A 20,584-nucleotide genomic window follows, 5' to 3' on the forward strand; every position below is an offset into this window, starting at 1 on the left:
TTGCGTGTATTAGATAGTTGTGCGTCATTGTATTGAACCATCCTACATATAAGAGACAAATAGAAATTTTGATAAAAAAATATGGACCAAACAACTCAAAAACTTTTCCTTTCAGAGCAAAAAGCAAAAGAATTATTTAAAGCTATTGAAGACAGAAGATTAATAATTCCTGGAAAATCAGAAAAGCAACTTTGCGATGAAATTATGCAAATTGCCAAAGAAGATTTTGGGGTAGAAAATCATTGGGGCAAAAAAATTGTAAGAACAGGTATTAATACTTTGCAACCCTATGTGGCAGATCCTGCCGATTTGGTTATTCAAGATGATGATATACTGTTTTTTGATTTTCATCCCATTTTTGAAGGTTGGGAAGCAGACCTTGGCAGAACATATGTTTTAGGCAGCGATCCTTTAAAACAAAAGATAAAGAAAGATGTAGAAGCAGCTTGGTACGAAGGGAACAGTTGGTATTTTAAACAAGATAAACTTACAGGGGCAGATTTTTTTAACTACGCTACAGACTTGGCAAAACGCTACGGGTACGAATTTGGAAACGCCATTGCAGGACACATTATAGGTAAGTTTCCGCATGAACAACCAGATGACCCCAATGATTTGTGTCTAGACGTACATCCCGACAATCATAATGACATACTCCAGTTAGATAAACATGGAAACAAAAGGCATTGGATTCTAGAGCTACATTTTGTAGATAGGAAAAATAACATAGGTGCTTTTTTTGAGCAGTTACTAACAGCAGAATAAAACCGCTGCTAACATGGTATTGGCAAAAGCTGGGTAGACGGAAGTCTATTTACCAGCCTTCGTCAATACCTGTTCATTGTGTGTCACTTAAGGCTAGCACTATATCGACAGAATAATTATAAAAAAAATATAAAATGAGCATTTCAAAATCGGAAAGACCCGCACTAATTTTAATTGATATTCAAAAGGGGTTCGACAATGTAGAATATTGGGGCGGACAAAGAAACAATTTTGATGCTGAAAAGCATGCGGCAGAGCTTTTGGAACTTTGGAGAAAAAATCAACTTCCAATTTTTCACATTCAACATAATTCTTCAATACCAACTTCCCTACTAAACGAGACAAATGAAGGAAACGGATTTAAAGACATTGTAAAACCGATTAATGGAGAACCAATTATCAAAAAGAACGTGAATAGTGCCTTTATTGGGACGGACTTAAAAGAACAACTTGACAGGGAGAATATAACGAAACTTGTAATTGTAGGGTTGACAACAGATCATTGCGTTTCAACGACAACAAGGATGGCAGGAAATTTTGGGTTTGACACTTTCTTAGTTTCTGATGCGACTGCTACCTTTAATAAAAAAGGACTTGATGGACAAAATTTTTCAGCAGAATTAATTCACGAAACTGCTTTAGCAAGTTTAAATGGTGAGTTTGCAACCATTGTAACAACTGACTTTTTAAAAAAAATATTTAGATAATTAGAGAAGAAAAGCGAACGCACAACATCGGTTTTGCAATATGGTGGCTGATGAATAAGTGCTATGCGGTTGTCCTACTATTGAACTTTAGTAATAAATTTAAACTGACGGAACACGGAACGCGTCCACATCGCAAAGCCATGAAACGTTAGGCGAAATCGAAATGCACATTCATATAATTAAGTATCTTTTGCGCCGTTGTTGGTACTGAGACAGTGCATATCAACAACTTTGAATAAGCTAGAAAACTGATAACATTACTCTGCCTTCTTGGTTGTTGGTGCAGCAGCCGCACCAAAGCTTGAATGAACACAAACAACGGTGCTAATGTATAAATAAGATTATACCTGATTGATAAAAGAAAAGCCCCTTCTTGAAGGGGCTTTTCTTTTATCAAGACTATAGACGTTACATACTTCTTCTGTACTGACCACCCACTTCATACAACGCATTAGTGATCTGACCCAGCGAGCAATACTTCACCGTCTCCATCAATTCAGCAAACAAGTTGCTGTTGTTGATAGCTGCTTCTTTTAATCGCTTTAGACTCATTTCGCTCTTCGCCTCATTACGCTTCCAGAAGGCCTGCAGGTTTTGAATCTGCTGCTCTTTTTCTTCCTTGGTAGATCGGATCACTTCGGCTGGTAATACCGTTGGTGAGCCATTCTTATTCAGGAAGGTATTTACACCAATCAGCGGTAATTCACCCGTATGTTTTTGGTGCTCGTAATACAAGCTTTCTTCCTGGATCTTGTTACGCTGGTACATGCGCTCCATAGCGCCCAATACACCGCCGCGTTCAGTAATACGATCAAACTCAGCGAGTACTGCTTCTTCTACCAGGTCAGTTAATTCTTCGATGGCAAAAGAACCTTGAATGAAGTTTTCTGTTTTGGCAGAACCCAGCTCGCGGTTGATGATCAACTGGATGGCCATGGCTCTACGTACACTTTCTTCTGTAGGTGTAGTAATAGCCTCATCGTATGCATTTGTGTGCAGCGAGTTACAGTTGTCGTAAATCGCATATAGCGCCTGCAATGTGGTACGGATATCATTGAAGTCGATCTCCTGCGCGTGCAGTGAGCGACCGGACGTTTGAATATGATACTTCAACTTCTGTGAGCGGTCGTTACCATTGTACTTCTGCTTGATGGCCTTAGCCCAGATGCGGCGAGCTACACGCCCAATCACACTATACTCCGGATCCATACCATTAGAGAAGAAGAACGATAAGTTCGGTGCAAAATCATCGATATGCATACCGCGACTTAAATAGTATTCTACATAGGTAAAGCCATTGGCCAATGTAAATGCTAATTGCGTAATAGGATTAGCACCTGCTTCAGCAATATGGTAACCTGAAATAGATACGCTATAGAAGTTGCGCACCTTCTGTTCAATAAAATACTGTTGTACATCACCCATCAACTTCAAGGCAAACTCTGTAGAGAAGATACAGGTGTTTTGCGCCTGGTCTTCTTTTAAGATATCTGCCTGCACCGTACCGCGTACTTGTTGTAAGGCTTGTGCTTTCAGTTGTTCATAGATATCCTCGGGCAAAAACTCATCGCCACTTAAACCCAGTAGTTTCAAGCCTAGGCCATTGTTGCCATGAGGCAAGCGCTCAGGGGCAGAGGGGTTATAATAAGTAGGCTTGGGTAAATGGCCGTATTTGTTTTTAAACGCTTCTTCTACTAATGACCATTTACCGTTTTCTTCAATCCATTTTTCACACTGCTGGTCAATAGCGGCATTCATAAAGAAGGCTAATAGCATTGGCGCCGGACCATTGATGGTCATAGACACCGAGGTCTTGGGGTCGCAAAGGTCAAAACCGCTGTATAGCTTCTTAGCATCATCCACTGTGGCAATCGACACCCCGGAGTTCCCAACCTTTCCATAAATATCCGGACGGTGAGCAGGGTCTTCGCCATACAGGGTTACACTATCAAATGCGGTAGACAAACGCTTGGCCGGCTGACCTTCCGATACATAGTGGAAGCGTTTGTTGGTGCGCTCAGGGCCACCCTCACCGGCAAACATACGTGTGGGATCTTCGCCCTGGCGTTTCAATTCAAATACACCAGACGTGTATGGGAACTCACCAGGAATATTTTCCTGTAGCTGCCAGCGCAGAATATCACCCCAGTCTTTGTATTTAGGAAGAACTACTTTAGGAATGCGTGTGCCGCTTAAAGATGTAGTGGTCAATGGTTGTTTGATCACTTTGTCGCGCACCTGGTATTCAAAGAAGTCGGCTCCGTATTTTTTCACAACCTGGGGCCAATCCTGTATCAGTTTCTTGCATTCAGTATGCAGACTGTCTTCATAACGTTTTTGCAGCTGCTGCAATTCTGGTATGGCACTTACTTCTTTTTCACCGATGACACCATTGATCTGGTATAGCTTAGAAGCAATAGCACATTGCTCATTCACCCATTTATCATAACCGCGGTTGTTTTCTGATATTTCAGACAAGTAGCGTACGCGCTTGGGTGGAATGATCTGCGACTTGGTAGTGGTGTCTTTGGTATGTGCATGTATTTCAACATTGCCAAAGCTAACTTCCGTTTTGCGTTGAATAGCTTGTGTCAGCTTTTCAAACAGTTCGTTAACACCGCCGTCATTGAATTGGGCAGCAATCGTACCTACTATAGGAAGTTCATCATCCTTTGCTGTCCATAGCTGGTGGTTGCGTTTGTATTGCTTGCGTACATCGGCCAGGGCATCTAAGGCACCGGCTTTATCGAATTTGTTGATGGCTACTACGTCGGCATAGTCCAGCATGTTGATCTTCTCCAATTGAGAAGCCGCACCGTATTCCGGTGTCATAACATACAGACTTACATCGCAGTACTCCAGGATAGAGGCATCGCTTTGGCCCACCCCGGCAGATTCCAGTATGATAAAGTCGAAGCCTGCTGCCCGGCAGATATCCAGGGCATCCTGCACGTGCGCACTCAGTGCCACTTCGCTATCGCGGGTAGCCAGGGAGCGCATATACGCTCTGGGAGAGGAAATGCTGTTCATGCGGATCCGGTCGCCCAGTAAGGCACCACCCGTTTTCTTTTTGGAGGGGTCTACCGATACAACAGCAATGGTCTTATCATTAAATGCATTTAAATAACGGCGTACGATCTCGTCGGTTACAGATGATTTACCAGCACCGCCCGTACCTGTAATACCTAGTACAGGTATTTTTTTATCTGTGGATTGTTGACTGTTGTCTGTGGACTGCGCTCCATTTTCAGCATTGGTGATGTGGCGGGCAATCTGGCGCACGTCTTTCAGCTCGCCCAGCGTCATAGGAGTTTTGTAAACGCCATTGCCGTTTAATGTGAAGTCGCATTGCTTGATCACGTCTTCAATCATGCCTTCCAGGCCCATTTTGCGGCCATCGTCGGGCGAGTAAATGCGAGTGATTCCATATTTATGTAACTCGTCGATCTCCTGAAGTAATATAGTACCGCCACCGCCACCAAAGATCTTGATATGGCCACAGCCGTTCTCTTCCAACAGGTCTTTCATGTACTTGAAAAACTCTACGTGTCCACCCTGGTAAGAGGTAATGGCAATACCTTGTACATCTTCCTCAATAGCACATTCTACTATCTCTGCCACACTGCGGTTATGACCCAGGTGAATGATCTCTGCTCCCTTGCTCTGGAGAATGCGGCGCATAATATTGATCGCTGCATCGTGCCCGTCGAAAAGAGAGGCCGCCGTAACGATACGGACTTTGTTTTGTATCTGATAGCTCATATAGTTTCAAATCGTTGGGCAAAATTACGGTAATTAGCGCCAAGCTTAGCTATACAGCCAATTCGGGAGAAATGGAGTTTCATTACCATTTTTTGACACTATAACATTTTCATAAGAAGGTCTTATCGCGCTTACAATTATTTTAGACCTAAATAAAGCGGTGAGCTGCGCTGCGCACCGCCATCAAACCAACCAAAACTTTATGAGAAAAACACTTTATTCCTTACTGGTACTAGCTCTTGGATTTACGGCCTGTGATAAAGAGGAGATAAAAGATGTACCCGAACTGCCTGTGGAAGCAACAATGACCCGTACACTGGACTTTACTCTACTGGGTACTGAAAAAGACACTACTTACGCCCATAAAGAAAAGATCAAGGCCACCGCCCTGTTTGGCAATGATGCTATTATAATGGGCTCCGAAATGAATGTTTTCCTGGTAACAATTGATGCTGGGCCTGGCGTTACTACTGATGGCGCTGGCGACTTTGTTCAGTTTGTTATTGATCCCGCCAAATTAAAAGCTGATTATGTTGGTAAGTATGGGTTGGGTGTACAAGCAGACCTGCCGGTAAAGCATATCCATTACTCCTATATTACCAATAAGGTTTCAGGTGCGTATAGTGCCAGGCTGTATGGTACCAACTTTGGCAACACCATAACTGGCGAACTGAATATTACCCAGTACGATGCGGCGAGAAATACAATAAGCGGAACATATGCTATTGTTGGTAAACTTTATTCGGATCCCACTGATCCTTCCACGGCTTCTAGGATAGATGACGAATGCGACTTAGCTGTTGCTGGTACATTTACCAATGTGAAGATCAAAAAAAATTAATAACAACCAAACAAAACGCCATGAAAAAAATACTACTTTCCTTACTCACTGTTGCACTTGCCTTAGGTTTTACGGCTTGTACTAAACCTGTAATAGAGCCAGTAGAAGATCTGCCTGTTTCTGCTACATTGATCCGGCATGTTGATTACACGGTCCGGGGCACGAGCAGGGATACTACATATTCAACAGGTGGAGATAAAATAATAACAGGTGCCGGTTACGGTTTTAAGTCTGTGCAGGACAAGGACGCCAACACGTTTTATGTATCTATTGATGCTGGCCCTCATATTGCCAATACTTATGGTGAGAATGTAGTTTTTGTTATTGACAAGGCAAAGCTGAAGCCAGGTTTTGTAGGAGTATATAGTGCCGATCAACAGGCGGCTACTCCTCTTTATGATGCTACGTATGCCTACAGCTATAAGTCTGAAAATGGATCAAGTGCTAATCTGCATAATCTAAGAATGGGGCTACAAATGGTGGGCGAACTAAAAATTGAGAGCTATGATGCCCTACGCAAGGCAATCAGTGGTTCGTATCGTCTTTTTATGCGCCTTGATACCGATCCTTTAAAGTTTACGCGTATCATGGAGCCAGAGGATAAATGTGAATTAACCGTATCTGGAACCTTTTTGAATGTTAAGATAAAACAGAACTAATTGCTTACGGAACACTCGCAATGAATGCCGGAGTTTATTCCGGCATTTTTTATTTTTAGTAATATATAGACATTTCCTATGTGCTTCTCCTCAATTCATGCGGCTCTATTGATAGGGTGGCAAGCTTTGTATTACATTAGTGGCACATAGCCATTTATGAATACTTCGCTTTTTGAACGACTCCATGCCGAAGAACTGGTTTCCGATCCATCACTGGAAAGGGTGCGAGCACAGGCGCGCAATCCGCTCTTTTCGGTCCATTATGAGTTAAAGACCATTCTTTACCTGGGCGTTCTGTTACTGAGTTCTGGTTTGGGAATTTTGATTTATAAGAACATCGATACTATTGGCCACCTGGCGGTGATCCTGTTCATTATGCTGGTGAGCACCGGCTGTTTTACGTACTGCTTAAAACAAAAGCGGCCCTTCTCATTAGGGAAAGTAGAAGCTCCTAATCCTTTCTTTGATTATGTGCTGCTATTAGGCTGCTTAACGTTTATTACACTTATAGGATACACACAGGTGCAATACACCGTTTTTGGTGAGCGCTTTGGGCTGCTCTTTTTTATACCCATGGTGGTGCTGTTCTTTTCGGCCTATTATTTTGATCACCTGGGTGTGTTAACTATGGCCATTACCAACCTGGCGGCCTGGTGTGGAATTACAGTAACACCCGATAAGATTCTTCGTGAGAATGATTTTGAAAACGGTACTGTCATCATTACTGGATTATTATTAGGCGCATTCTTAGAAGCGGTAGCGTACTTCACTAAGCGATTTCGCATCAAGGCCCATTTTGGTTTTACCTATTTCAACTTTGCCGCTCACTTATTGTTTATCTCTTGCCTGGCGGCCATGTTTGAGTTTGGTGACATTTATGTTGTATGGTTCCTGGTGCTGATGGGCATTACATGGTATTTCTATCGCAAGGCTATACAGGAGCGTTCTTTTTATTTCATGCTGATTCTAACCTTGTATGCTTACATAGGGATTAGTTATATGGTCTTACGCTTCTTGCTAAATATTGACTTCTCAGACGCTGTCATATACATGGCTATTCTTTATTTCATTAGTTCGGCTATTGGATTGATTCTATTTCTTATTAACATGAACAGAAAAATTAAAGCCCTATGATAGCCTATTCTAAAACCTGGTTAGATAACCTTGATATACACAATGAAGCAGACAAAGCCTTTAGCCACCAGTGCATTTTGGAGGAGGAACAGGTAGCTATAAAGCAGCATTTTCCGGTAGGCTTTTACAGTCCAAACTTTTTTATCAGAATAGGTTTGTTCATCCTGACGGCAGTAATAGCCAGCTTTAGTTTGGGATTGTTTTTTATGATCACGCTTTCCAGTACAGGCGATCATTCCTTTGGCTTATTCACCTTCTTTACATTTTTATCCTATGGGGCATTAGAGTTTTTTGTTCGGGAAAACCGTCATTATCGTTCTGGAGTTGATGATGCTTTATTATGGGCAACAGTGAGCAGTTTTATTGCTGCATTGAACTGTATCAATGGATTGCATATAGTAGCATATACCTTGTTGGTGTTTTTATTATCAGGCTACCTGGCACTACGCTTTGCCGATGCTTTGGTGAGTGCGCTAGCTTGTATTTCATGGTTAGGGCTTCTATTCTATGCTTATTTAGAACTGGGTGCCATAGCCAAGCTTACCATGCCCTTTGTAATGATGGCAGCAGCGGCGATGCTCTACTTTTTTTCGCTACGGATTGCTAGAGCAGCAGAAGCCAAATACTACAAGCTTTGTTTACTGGTAGTAAAGGTGGTGGCCTTACTTAGCTTTTATGTGGCGGGTAATTATTTTGTAGTACGTGAGTTGGGCAATTCTATGTTTGATCTTCATTTGAAAGAAGGCGAGAGTATTCCTCTGGATTGGTTGTTCTGGGCCTTGACAGTAAGCGTTCCCCTGCTGTACTTATGGCGAGGTGTGCAGAAGAAAGATGCTGTGTTCTTGCGAGTGGGATTGTTGCTGATAGCTGCTATAGTTTTTACAATCCGTTACTACTATAATGTCATGCCATTAGAGATTGTAATGATACTGGGCGGCATGGTGATGATTACCCTTGCGTATGTGCTGATCCGCTACCTGCAACAGCCACGTAATGGATTTACGTATAAGGAAGAAAAAGACGCATCGCCTATCAATAAGCTTCAGATAGAGGCACTGATTATTAATCAAACATTCAGTACGCCGCAGGTGGCGGAAACTACGGGTACCGAATTTGGTGGCGGTAGTGGAGGCGGCGCGGGAGCTGGAGGGGAGTATTGATGGAGCGCTGGTCTATTTTAATTTTGGTTGCTGTACTTAAGTTATCCTTATGGAAATCTATGATTTTCTCTTCCCCGACGAGTCTCACTTCCTGGCTTTTGTGTAGCAGGCGTGGACTCGGCGGCTGTGCAATCTTCCTCTTTTAACGGTTATGCTATACCGAGAAACCCACCAGTCTATGTAGGGCTATAAATAGGTGCCGCAGTCAACCACTTAGATTGTCGCATTTCCACCGCAATACAGCAAGCATTGTCAGCGAGATTTGTATCTTAACAGAACCAATTAAAAGAAGCTTTTTAAAGAATAGATTATAACAGGAGGTGAAATATGATGAGAAAAATAATTGTTTTATCATTTATTACGTTAGACGGCGTTATGCAAGCGCCGGGTGGGCCTGAGGAAGATCCATCTGGAGGTTTTGAATATGGCGGTTGGACAGCACCTTATGCTGATGAAGTTTCTGGTAAGGTTATGGAAAAGCTGATGACACCTGCAGATCTTCTGTTGGGCAGAAAAACATTTGATATTTGGGAGAACTTCTGGCCAGAGCATGCTGACAGTTGGCCAGGTATCAATGATGTTACGAAATACGTTTTGTCCACAACCCGGAAAAACTCCGATTGGAATGCCTGCGTTTTTCTCAATAGCCTGGCAGCTATTGAAAAGCTAAAAAACGCTGAAGGCCCTGACCTTAAAGTTTGGGGCAGTAGTAAGCTTGTTCAATTGCTTTTGAAGAATGACTTGGTGGATGAACTATGGCTCATGATTCACCCTGTGACGCTGGGCAAAGGGAAGAAGTTGTTCGATGGTGACGCCATTCCAGCAGCATTTACATTAGAAGAAAGTACCGTTACACCAAGTGGTGTTATAATAGTCAATTATAAGCGCGCAGGAAAAGTGGAGACAGGTACTGTGGGAGCTTAAGGAGAAAAAGTTATTCTATTCTGCTGTGTCTTCTTTGCCTCGCCATTGTGTATAGAGAGGGATAAGGATTTATTATTCAGGATACCATCGCAAGCGCCGTGCCCCTTCTGGCGCGCGATAGCTAAGCTGAGGAGATAAGCTTAGCCTTTAATCTAATATCGGTACTTGTATGTTTACAATCAGGCATATTCTTATTTTATTTATATTTCTTACTATTGGGTGTAATGAAGACAAGCAGATTTATACGGTAAAAGATCACAGCAACTTAAAAGCAGATATTCCTTTTAACTACCAAAATAATCAAGACGTATTTCAAGCACTTGCCAAAGAAGTTTCTTCATTTAAACTTATCCGGTCAATGGAGTTCTTGGGTGGTAAAGGAATGATTGGACCAATCAGGGTTTACTGTGCGACCATTGGTCGTGACTCAGGTTATACCATTGGCGTTAACCAAATTAAAGATCCGCTAAGTGATTCAGGCTTACAGGCTGTACTTCGCAAGGAAGGAATTTCTAGGTCGGCGATAACAACTATTAAAAGGCGTTTAGACCAAGTTAATTGTAACAGTTTCTTTTCCTTTCAAACAGTCAACATTAATACCGGGACACCATACATTCATATTGAGTTTAGGTACAATGATTGGGATGGGGTACATCGCTATTACTATAAGTTATTCGATAAAAAGCTTGAGCAAGACATGGTAAGGTTCTTTGATAGGAAGAACACTCAGTTAGGAAATTATTATAACCTCGGTACTGTGTTAGATACCAATGCTGTGTGGCTCATGCCGACTGATTAATGCGTCTCCTTCATTACTATACAGCATTTATAACCTAATATGATCATAGCGTTTATACTTCTCCACTAATCGTTTCCCCAACACTAGAAAAGGCAGTTCTATATACTGATAACTAACGGCGCTTATGAGTGTTGTTCCTATAAAAGTGCATGCCAGTATATAGATGAGACTCAAGGTATAATTGTTAGAAAACAGGGTGCAAAAAACGAGCAGGAACGGAATGTGTAAAAGATAAAAGCTATAAGACCATTTACCAAAAAGATGCAATGGTTTGCTGGAAAATAAATTGGCTATTCTGCTAGGTTGCAACAGCATAAGTATAAATATAGAAGCACCCATTCCGACCATATAAAGTATAATGACTCCTCTATGCGACTCCAGGTGAAATAAATAACGAGTGGAATACAGGACGACAGCAATGCCAATCAGTATCAGTGGAGGAAATCGTTGAATAAAGGATAAGAGGTTGTCTTTATACTTCGCCAATAAGATGCCCATGTAAAACAGACCAAAAAGAGTGCCGGAGTTGATGCCATTTTTAAAGATCAATACCAGTAGTAGCAATATGTTTAATGGGGCGTTTAGCTTTCTTGCTATCAAAACAAAGAACGGGAGCAATAACGACATTTTCATTTCAACCACCAACGACCAGAATACAGGGTTAACAATGCGCAGGTTAAAGGGTATAATACCTAAGCCAAATGTTTTACGGATCTCTTTGAAGCTGTATCGGATATCCCATGTCCATAAGCTTTTTATCCAGCCAGAGAAGGGGTGCATAGCTGCCGCATTAAATAGATACTGCTGAAAGAACAAGGCAAGAATAATAGAGAATGCAAACGCAGGATATATTCTGGATACGCGTTTTACATAAAACGATAGCAGCGGTAAAGGGCGCTCTTTGTTAATGTAGGGTAGCGCCAATACAAAGCCACTTAGAACAAAAAAAAGAAGTACGGCTGAAGAAGCATTGCATAGCATGGCAATTGGCGACTTGCGGATTGCCTGAATCAATGGGTTGTCTTCATTGCAGGTGCCCAAAAAATGACCTAGGAAAACACTAAGCGCAGCCAGCCCTCTAAGGCTGTCCAACGCAGGATAATGTGCAGGAAAACGTATAGAGGAACCTGTTTTTAATAGGGAGGCAGATCTTGGCGGTGCAATCGTAATGGGCATATAGTAAATATATTATAATTACGAGATCATCCATAGCGCTTATAGGAGTTGATACAAGTGAAACAATTACTTGCTTTTATTGGTTTGTTGTGAACTTGTGAAAAGAGGTGTAAGCTTTTGTGTTCGAATGCTAAAGCCTTAGAGAGTTATGTATATTAGCGTTAGTCGTTTTCTGTGTTAACAATGTAATACTTCAACTAGTGAAACAAACTGCTTTATTTCTATTTCAATTCTTGTTGCTACATTTCTCATTCGGGCAATCGCAAGATAGTTGGGTTCGTTTCTACGACACAGCAAGTGAAAAGTCGGGCTACAAAGATTTAAAAGGCAATATAAAAATACCTGCAACGTTTGACGGACTTACCAAAGCAGATACCTTCTATCACATCATAGCTGTTAATGAAATGGCGGGTGATACTTACAAGTCGTATTATCTATTAAAGGATGGAAGAAAAGTAGGGCAGGACAGCGTATATGTGTTTGATTTTATGTTTGACTGCGAAAGTGAAGGCAAAATCATTTTCTACGACAGGAAAAAAGATCGGGTAGGCTTCTTAAACCAGGATGGAGTGGCAATCATTCCTGCTGTTTACAATTATGTTTCTCCATTTCGAAATGGTCTTGCTATTGCACATCGAAATGCCAAAAGAAAATGTTGGGATAAAGGTGGCGATACAACTAATTGTGAGCATTTAGGCTGGGAAGGTGGCGAGTCGATCTTAATCAATGATAAGAATGAAATTCTTGTTGACAGTTTTGCTATTGATTTAAGCAGTATTGATTGGTATTCTAGAAAAATAAATGACCCGTCAGTCGATACATCTCTTTACATCAGTATTAAGGGGCGAGGGAACACGACCTATTCATTTGTTGACTATGATAAAGAATTTAAGAAGTGGTTTTATAATACATTCCTTTCCACTGTAAGATCAAAAAACAAGGCGTTGAGTAAATTACTTTTTGATGAAGTAACGTATTGGTCTGGGAAGAAGGGGTGGACAAGTATAGGAAGAACTGAGTTTCTAAAAACATTTCCCGCAGTATTGACGGCGCAACGATTTGAAGCAGGTAAGCTTAAAGAGATTTCATTAAGTCAGGATATGTTCAATGACCTCATTTTTGACAAAAGCATTTATAAAAAATACTTGAATGCCTGCGGTGCACATAATAAAGACCAATATCCTTTGTATAACGTGATGTTAACGTATTACAAAAAGCGATTAAAACCACTTACAGCTATTGAATCAGGTTTTTTGAGAAACTATGAAATAGACTACCAGGAGCATTTTGAGTTTCTACGAACAGAAAACGGCTATAAATTATTAAGTGTGTCCCTAAAGAAATGAGCGGTAGTCGAGATGTAATTTCTTTTATTCTAGTCGTACCTCATCTGCATTGTGATTAGTGATTACAAGAGACAGGTTAGCGTCCACAGTCAGGCAGTCTATAGTGACAGGCTTAGGTACTTGCAGACGGCCATTTGGCTTCACTTTCCATTGGGAGAGGTAGCGAGCTTGTTTAGCTTTAGTTGTTCTGTGCTTGCTACTATTTAGTGGTTGCAGTATAGGTGTAGCTGGTTCTGCTTTTGACGTGGCAGTTATTGTAGGTTTAGTCGCTAGCGTAGTAGCTGGATTTGGTTGCAGCGTTTGGCCGTGGGTTAGGAGCCGTTCTTGTACTTCTTCTTTTGACTTGCCTTCTTTCAGCAGGCGACCGACCTGGGCGGTGAGGCCGTTAACGACACCTTTACCCCGCTGATTTTTGGGTAATTGCCAGTAGATGGCGGAGGCCAACTGAGAAGCTTCGCCAAAGGCAGCCGCACTTTTGCGGGAGCGGGCAAAGCGGGGATCGGTGCGGAAGCGTTTGCAGTTCAGGGAACTTTTCTTTCTAGCCAAATACTGGCCTTCCATTTTGTAAAAGGTGATATCATCGATGGTGCCGGTGAAGAAGAGTGGGCCTGCTTGTCGTGCCATTGGTGTATTGATTATTGGTTACTGATTATTGCTAACTACTTTAGTAAATTTACGCCTTCTCTTCTGCCTGTACAAGCTTTGTTATGGCTTTAGTTATACACATGTTTACTGGTTGTAATACGGGCTGTTTACCTATCTTTTCTGACCTATAATAATCCCAAGAGAGGCCCTGATACGGAGTAAGGGAGGAGGCCATACGGAGTAACCTAGTATTCTATACGGAGTAACTATAAAGGCACAGAGGAGTGGCCATGAAGGAACAGAGGAGTAGCAGGCAAGGAACAAGGGAATAATGAACAAGGAACAAGGAATGATGAAGGCAGAAGGAATGGAATTGGGGAGATTTAGGGATGAGGAAGATAGATAAGCGGAAATGAATTTTATTAACTCAGTATTCTTGATTGCGTGAGAGCAGATGGTGAAACAAGTTCAGCATGACAGTAAGTGGTATTACAAATGGCAAACAGGTTGAAAGTAGAAGGGGAAGCAAAAAACTTGAAACCAGAAACTTCGCTTCCTTTCCTCCTTTCCTCTGCGCGAACCCCCTCTCTTTAAATCTTGGCGCAGATATTGTTAAATAGCGGCGGTTATAACTATTTAAACTTCAAGCCAATACTTACATTTGCGCATGCAGGAAATGATTGATGCGGTTTCAGCCGTATATAAAAGCTGGGCAGGACAAGAGCCCACACAAGTTGATGTTTTACCGCAGTCGGGTAGCGATCGCCGCTACTTCCGGTTGCACGGGGGCGAAAAGCCGGTAATTGCCACCTACGGTGCCAATATACCCGAGAATGACTCCTTTATCTATTTCTCCACACAGTTTAAGAATAAAGAGCTACACGTGCCTAAAGTACTGGCCGTGGGCGAGGATCGGACCATTTACCTGCAGGAAGACCTTGGTGATGTCTCTTTATTAAACGTACTGGAAGCTAAAGGTTTTACCCAGGAAGTGTATGATAAGTTTAAGGAAAGCCTGCATCAGCTGGCGCGCCTGCAAGTGCTGGGCGATGAGGGGCTGGATTACGATAAATGTCTGACCAATAAAGAATTCGGCAAGCAAGCCATTATGGCTGATCTGCTGTATTTTAAATACTATTTCTTAGATGGCCTGCGCAAGCCATACGATAAGCAAAAGCTGATCGACGATTTTGAGGCGCTGAGTAGCTACCTGACGTTTACGGAGTACAAGTTCTTTATGTTCCGCGACTTCCAGAGCCGTAATATCATGGTGAGGGAAGATGGCAGCACCTACTTTATCGATTATCAGGGCGGTATGAAGGGCGCGCCGCAGTATGATGTGGCTAGTGCTATTTGGCAAGCGCGTGCCAATCTTCCAGACGACTGGAAACACAGCTTGCTGGAAGACTACATGGACTACTTCGAGCACATTATTGAAAAGCCATTGAACAAAGAGGCCTTCCGTAGCCAGTATAATGGTTATGTATTGATCCGCCTGCTGCAGGTGTTGGGTGCCTATGGTTTTAGAGGCTTGTTTGAGCGTAAAGCACAATTCCTGACCTCTATTCCACAGGCATTGCAAAACCTGAAATGGTTTATGGAAAATGAGACCATGGGTATTGTTCTGACGGAGTTTCGTAAAGTGCTGGAAATATGTACCGACGAAGAGATTGTTCAACGTTTTACTCCTATACAGGCCAATGAAAACACACCGTTGGTAGTGAAGATCTGTTCCTTCTCTTATAAGAAAGGTATACCGGAAGATGCCAGTGGAAATGGTGGTGGCTTTGTGTTTGACTGCCGTGGTGTTGATAATCCGGGTCGTCTTGAAGCTTACAAAACGCAGCATGGTCGTGATAAGGGGGTGATGGAATTCCTGGAGCGTCAAACGCGCATGCAGGATTTTCTCAACTCTGTTTATGATATTGTTGACATTAGTGTGGAGCAATACATTCAGCGTGGTTTTTCCAACTTGGCGGTAAACTTTGGTTGTACCGGTGGTCAGCACCGCAGTGTATATGCTGCTGATGCTTTGGCCCGTCACTTAAAAAATAAGTACAAGGTGAAGATTGATCTGTGTCATGTGGTACAGGAGGCAAAGAATTGGGAGAATCCGTTGCCGGCTGGCTATAAAGGCGAGGAAATAAATAAAGAATAAAAAAAGGCTACAAGCTGCAAGCTACACGCTGCAAGCGGCCCCTCCCGGCCTCCCTGAAGGGGAGGAGGCAGCGCACAAAACCAGAAGAACAAATAGTTTTAGAATTTTATCCAGCATCAATATGAAAGCAATGATTTTTGCGGCAGGTTTGGGAACAAGGTTTAAGCCTTGGACTGACAAACATCCAAAAGCACTGGCCGTCATTAATGGCAAGTCGCTTCTGCAACGCAATATTGAATATTTACAACAATACGGTATCACCGATGTGGTGGTTAATGTGCACCACTTTGCCGACCAGATCGTTGATGCGGTGGAAGCCAATAAAGGCTGGGGTAGTACGATTACGATTAGTGATGAAAGTGATGTGGTATTGGAAACCGGTGGCGGCTTGTTGAAAGCAAAACCACTTTTAGGGCATCAAACCTTTGTGAGTGTGAATGCTGATATTCTGACCGACCTGGACTTACACAAGATGATGGCGTATCATCAGCAGCATAAATCCCTGATCACTATTGCTACTACTGATCGTACTACATCGCGCTATTTCCTGTTTGATGAGAACAATCGCCTGTGTGGCTGGCGTAATGCCAAGTCCGGCGAAGAACGAATCTCTATACGCAAACCTGGGTTAGTAGAGAAGGCCTATAGCACAGTAGCCATCTTTGAGCCCGAGGTATTCCAATTGATCCCTTTTACAGGTAAATTCTCCCTGGTAGATGTATACCTGGCTTTAGCTCCAGAGCACTTGATCTTAGGTTATGATCACAGCGGCGATAAACTGCTGGATGTAGGCAAACCTGAAAGTGTAGCTGTGGCAGAAAGCCTTTTTCCTTAATCATTACCAGACATCACAAAAGGTGAAGGAAAGCAAAGAAAGTGTAAAGACTTTCGTAGCTTGTATGAATCTTGTTTTTAGAAGAATTGTTTAGTTTAAAATTAGCCTTGTTATAATGAAGAAAGTATGTCTCACCCTTTTGGCCAATGGCTTATTACTAGCGGCCTTTGCACAATCAACCGCACCAGTAGCTACACAGCCTAAAACGGCTCAATCAAAGTACGATCAACACGAAGCATTCAACCCCGTTTTTTATACGCAAGGAAGTACGCCCTATCGCAGTACTTCTGGTGAGCCAGGCGCACAGTATTGGCAGAACCGTGCTGATTATAAACTGAATGCTACACTGGATACCATTGCTCATAAGGTGAGTGGTAATGTAGAAATTACTTATACCAATAACAGTCCTGACAACCTGAAGTTCTTATGGCTACAGGTAGACCAAAACATTTATAAAGAAGGATCACGTGGGTCGGCTACCACTACACAAACGGGTGGTCGTTGGGCCAACGCTAAGTTTACGGAAGGAGAAGCCATTCAATCTATTAGCGTAGAAATTGATGGTAAGAAAGCTACGCCAGAATACACGATCACGGATACACGTATGCAGGTATGGCTGCCACAGGCGCTGAAAAGCGGTGGTAAAAAAGCGAAGCTGAATATTGCATTTGAGTTTATAGTACCAGAATATGGTACTGACCGTATGGGCCGCCTGAATACCCGTAATGGTATGATCTATGAGATAGCGCAATGGTTTCCACGCCTGGCCGTATATGATGATGTGCAAGGTTGGAACACCCTGCCTTACGTAGGGGCTGGTGAGTTTTACCTTGAGTATGGCGACTACGATGTAGCCATTACTGCTCCTGCTAATATGATTGTGGTGAGCTCTGGTGAGATGACGAATGAAAAAGAAGTATTGACAGCTGCACAGCAAACTCGCTTGACGCAGGCACGTAGTAGTGACAAAACAGTTACGTTGCGTAGTGCTGAAGAAGTAACCAATCCCTCTTCCCGCCCTTCGGGTAAAAACCTGACTTGGCGCTTCCGCATACAGAACTCCCGCGATGTAGCCTGGGCTGCCTCACGATCTTTTGTGTGGGATGCTGCCCGCATCAATCTTCCTAGCGGTAAGAAGGCCTTAGCCATGAGTGCTTATCCTGCTGAAAGCATCAAGAAAGATGGCTGGCAGCGTAGTACTGAAATGGTAAAAGGCTCTATTGAGCATTATTCTAAAATGTGGTTTGAATATCCTTATCCTGTTATGGTAAACGTAGCTGGTATAGTAGGCGGTATGGAATATCCGGGTATTGTATTCTGCAGTCACACCGATACGGGGGTTGGATTGTGGGGTGTTACGGATCATGAAGTAGGGCATACCTGGTTCCCGATGATCGTAGGTAGCAACGAACGCAAATATGCCTGGATGGATGAAGGCTTCAACACCTTTATCAATGGGCTATCTACCAAAGAGTTTAATAAGGGTGAGTATGCTAACTTCTCTTACTTCCCTGGCGAGGATATTACACCTTATGTGTTCAGCGATAAGATGGATCCTCTGTTAACTGCTCCTGATGTGATTCAGCAAGACAATCTTGGTATTGCTGCTTATGAAAAGCCCTCTATGATGCTGAATGCATTACGGGATGTGGTGTTAGGCCAGGAGCGTTTTGATCGTGCTTTTAGAGAATACGTTAGCCGCTGGGCTTTTAAGCATCCTACACAGTGGGATTTCTTCCATACCATAGAGAATGTAAGTGGTGAAGACCTGGGCTGGTTCTGGAGAGGCTGGGTGGTAAACAACTGGAAGTTTGATGTAGGTCTGAAAGGAGTTACATATATAGAAGAAAAGCCAGAGAATGGTGCTGCTATCACTGTCGGCTTGCGTGAGCAAATGCCAATGCCAGTTCCGGTATTGATTAAAGAGGCCAATGGAAAAGAGCACCGTATGACATTGCCAGTAGAAGTATGGCAACGTGGTAGCGATTGGACCTTTATGGTACCAACCACTAGTCGTGTTACAGAAGTGGTATTAGACCCTGATAAAAAATTACCAGATGTTGATCGTCAGAACAACACGGTGAAAAGAACCTTCTAATAAATAGAGCCCCTCATGTGAGGGGTTCTTTATTTAATGCCCTTAAGGCGAGTTGTGTTGATAGTTGGCAGAGGACAGTTGGCAGAGGATAGTTGACAGTTGATAGATGGCAGTGTCTACTATCATTTGTCAACTGTTCTTTGTCATCGTATAGTCGTACTGAATAACTTAAATGGTATAACGTATTCGGTACAGAAGTTGCGACCATAGATGGTATTATAAATGCCACTTCTATCAGAGCCATACAATAATGTCTATTCCTAAGATCATCCACCAAACATTTAAAGCGGCTCAACTACCTTTTATTACACGGTGGCATATCAACCGTTTCCGCAAGAAGAATCCTGGCTATCGTTATGCGTTTTATGATGATGAACAGGTAGATGCTTTCTTTGAGAAAGAATATAGAGGAGAGATCTATAAAGCGTATCAGAAAATAAATATTGGTGCCGCAAAGGCCGATCTGTTTCGATATGCCATACTATATAAAGAAGGTGGCATTTATTTAGACATTGATAGTTACATTAACAGCAACCTGGATACACTTATTCAACAAGACGATAACGCCATTCTTTCACTAGAGCGTCATCATGATTATTATGCGCAATGGGCTTTGCTCTATGCACCAGGACATCCATTCTTAAAAAGAACATTGGAGTTAGTGGTTGATAATATTCTCCTGAATAAATTTCCTTATAGTGTGCATGGTATGACGGGGCCCGGTGTGTATACGCAGGCTGTAAATGAGTGTTTGCGGGAAGATCCTGCTATTTCTTATCGTCTTGTTGGCAGGGATTATGGCAAGTACTTTACTGTGAAATACAAGCTGGCGAAATTCTTCTTATACAAAAAGCGGAGTGACCATTGGAAGCAGCTGCAACAACGGGAACCTGTACTAAAGCCAGAAGCTGTTAAAGCTGGTTAGATTATAATAATACATATTCGTAGGTGAACTATCTGCTTAATAGCTTTATGTTTAATTATAATTAGCAACTATAGAAATGGAAATAACAACGAGTAGCATTCCGTTTACAACCATCGACTGGACAGCTGTTCCAAAAATAGAACATAAAGGGGAAACGGGTGTAGCCTATTGGCAAACGCTCCAATTCCCCGGTCTAAGGGTTCGTATCGTAGAATATTCAGCGGGTTACCTGGCCGACCATTGGTGTCAGAAGGGGCATATTGTACATTGTCTTGAAGGCGAGTTGGCAACAGAGCAGGAAAGTGGTGCAGTCTTTACGCTACGAGGAGGCATGACCTATATTGTTTCTGATGAGTTGAGCTCTCACCGTTCTGTAACAAAAGAAAAGGTAAAGTTGTTGATAATTGATGGTGACTTTTTGAAGTCGGTGAAATAGGATGCACTGTGTTTAGATAGTCGACAATTATTTCAAAAGATTATAGTAGGCTGTATGTTTACCAATAAGATTAGGTGTCAACAATGGACAAACTGTTTTTGCTAAAACCGGGATTCAACGATGCGGCTGTAGATCAGGAAGGAAGAAAATATTACTGCCCTTCTTGTGCAGCCATTGAAGGAGTATTGTATTATTATCCGCAACTGAGAGAAAAGCTGGAGGTTATCTATATTGATTTCCCGAGGCCTCGAAAGGGAATAATTGAATTGTTGGG

18 protein-coding genes (1 of these 18 only partly in view) are annotated in these 20,584 nt (G+C 42.4%); 15 read left to right on the top strand and 3 right to left on the bottom strand.

Annotated features, from left to right (window positions below; translation table 11 throughout):
* Window positions 1–81 precede the first annotated feature (81 nt).
* Both SY85_RS19875 and SY85_RS19880 read left to right on the top strand, forming a co-directional pair.
* On the top strand, window positions 82–765 hold the full coding sequence (locus SY85_RS19875) for a M24 family metallopeptidase (protein WP_066406820.1): 684 nt from the start codon (window positions 82–84) through the stop codon (window positions 763–765).
* Window positions 766–899: 134 nt separating this feature from the next.
* Window positions 900–1,472, top strand: coding sequence for a cysteine hydrolase family protein (locus SY85_RS19880; RefSeq protein ID WP_066406821.1), 573 nt, complete (start codon window positions 900–902; stop codon window positions 1,470–1,472).
* 408 nt (window positions 1,473–1,880) lie between these two features.
* Here the strand turns inward: SY85_RS19880 and SY85_RS19885 are convergent, their stop codons facing one another.
* Window positions 1,881–5,234, bottom strand: coding sequence for a methylmalonyl-CoA mutase family protein (locus tag SY85_RS19885; protein WP_066406822.1), 3,354 nt, complete (start codon window positions 5,232–5,234; stop codon window positions 1,881–1,883).
* Window positions 5,235–5,436: 202 nt separating this feature from the next.
* Between SY85_RS19885 and SY85_RS19890 the strand changes: the two genes are divergently transcribed.
* From SY85_RS19890 to SY85_RS19915, 6 genes are all read left to right on the top strand, one after another.
* A complete protein-coding gene (locus SY85_RS19890) occupies window positions 5,437–6,075 on the top strand; it encodes a hypothetical protein (protein ID WP_066406823.1) in 639 nt (212 codons plus the stop codon).
* 20 nt (window positions 6,076–6,095) lie between these two features.
* Entirely contained in the window at window positions 6,096–6,734 is a 639-nt protein-coding gene (locus tag SY85_RS19895) for a hypothetical protein (protein WP_066406825.1), read from the top strand.
* A 156-nt stretch (window positions 6,735–6,890) separates the two neighbouring features.
* Window positions 6,891–7,868, top strand: a complete 978-nt coding sequence (locus tag SY85_RS19900) for a DUF2157 domain-containing protein (RefSeq protein ID WP_066406826.1) — start codon at window positions 6,891–6,893, stop codon at window positions 7,866–7,868.
* Window positions 7,865–9,028 carry a hypothetical protein gene (locus tag SY85_RS19905; RefSeq protein ID WP_066406827.1) on the top strand — a complete coding sequence of 388 codons (1,164 nt, stop codon included), beginning with the start codon at window positions 7,865–7,867 and terminating at the stop codon, window positions 9,026–9,028. Before SY85_RS19900 ends, SY85_RS19905 begins: the two co-directional genes overlap by 4 nt.
* Before the next feature lie 327 nt (window positions 9,029–9,355).
* A complete protein-coding gene (locus tag SY85_RS19910) occupies window positions 9,356–9,952 on the top strand; it encodes a dihydrofolate reductase family protein (protein ID WP_226998911.1) in 597 nt (198 codons plus the stop codon).
* A 169-nt stretch (window positions 9,953–10,121) separates the two neighbouring features.
* Window positions 10,122–10,751 (top strand): hypothetical protein, encoded by a 630-nt coding sequence (locus tag SY85_RS19915; protein ID WP_066406830.1) that lies wholly within the window; start codon window positions 10,122–10,124, stop codon window positions 10,749–10,751.
* A gap of 27 nt (window positions 10,752–10,778) precedes the next feature.
* On the opposite strand, the gene SY85_RS19920 is transcribed toward SY85_RS19915, so the two are convergent.
* Entirely contained in the window at window positions 10,779–11,927 is a 1,149-nt protein-coding gene (locus SY85_RS19920; protein WP_066406832.1) for an acyltransferase family protein, read from the bottom strand.
* A 200-nt stretch (window positions 11,928–12,127) separates the two neighbouring features.
* On the opposite strand from SY85_RS19920, the gene SY85_RS19925 reads away from it, so the two are divergent.
* A complete protein-coding gene (locus tag SY85_RS19925; RefSeq protein ID WP_066406834.1) occupies window positions 12,128–13,273 on the top strand; it encodes a WG repeat-containing protein in 1,146 nt (381 codons plus the stop codon).
* Between the two features lie 24 nt (window positions 13,274–13,297).
* On the opposite strand, the gene SY85_RS19930 is transcribed toward SY85_RS19925, so the two are convergent.
* Window positions 13,298–13,897, bottom strand: coding sequence for a hypothetical protein (locus SY85_RS19930; RefSeq protein WP_066406835.1), 600 nt, complete (start codon window positions 13,895–13,897; stop codon window positions 13,298–13,300).
* A 628-nt stretch (window positions 13,898–14,525) separates the two neighbouring features.
* Here SY85_RS19930 and SY85_RS19935 point away from each other — a divergent pair.
* The 6 genes from SY85_RS19935 to SY85_RS19960 form a co-directional block, all read left to right on the top strand.
* A complete protein-coding gene (locus SY85_RS19935) occupies window positions 14,526–16,016 on the top strand; it encodes a RapZ C-terminal domain-containing protein (RefSeq protein ID WP_066406837.1) in 1,491 nt (496 codons plus the stop codon).
* Window positions 16,017–16,137: 121 nt separating this feature from the next.
* Window positions 16,138–16,851 (top strand): nucleotidyltransferase family protein, encoded by a 714-nt coding sequence (locus SY85_RS19940; RefSeq protein WP_066406839.1) that lies wholly within the window; start codon window positions 16,138–16,140, stop codon window positions 16,849–16,851.
* Window positions 16,852–16,966: 115 nt separating this feature from the next.
* Window positions 16,967–18,949 carry a M1 family metallopeptidase gene (locus tag SY85_RS19945; RefSeq protein ID WP_066406843.1) on the top strand — a complete coding sequence of 661 codons (1,983 nt, stop codon included), beginning with the start codon at window positions 16,967–16,969 and terminating at the stop codon, window positions 18,947–18,949.
* A gap of 250 nt (window positions 18,950–19,199) precedes the next feature.
* On the top strand, window positions 19,200–19,874 hold the full coding sequence (locus tag SY85_RS19950) for a glycosyltransferase family 32 protein (protein ID WP_066406845.1): 675 nt from the start codon (window positions 19,200–19,202) through the stop codon (window positions 19,872–19,874).
* Window positions 19,875–19,950: 76 nt separating this feature from the next.
* Window positions 19,951–20,310, top strand: coding sequence for a DHCW motif cupin fold protein (locus tag SY85_RS19955; protein WP_066406848.1), 360 nt, complete (start codon window positions 19,951–19,953; stop codon window positions 20,308–20,310).
* A gap of 83 nt (window positions 20,311–20,393) precedes the next feature.
* Window positions 20,394–20,584, top strand: partial view of a DUF3088 domain-containing protein gene (locus SY85_RS19960; RefSeq protein WP_066406849.1) — the 5' portion only. The gene runs 166 nt beyond the window's last position; the window shows 191 of its 357 coding nt (coding positions 1–191); its start codon is at window positions 20,394–20,396; the stop codon falls past the right edge of the window.

Source organism: Flavisolibacter tropicus, from assembly GCF_001644645.1.
In the GTDB taxonomy this organism is placed as follows: Bacteria; Bacteroidota; Bacteroidia; order Chitinophagales; family Chitinophagaceae; genus Flavisolibacter; species Flavisolibacter tropicus.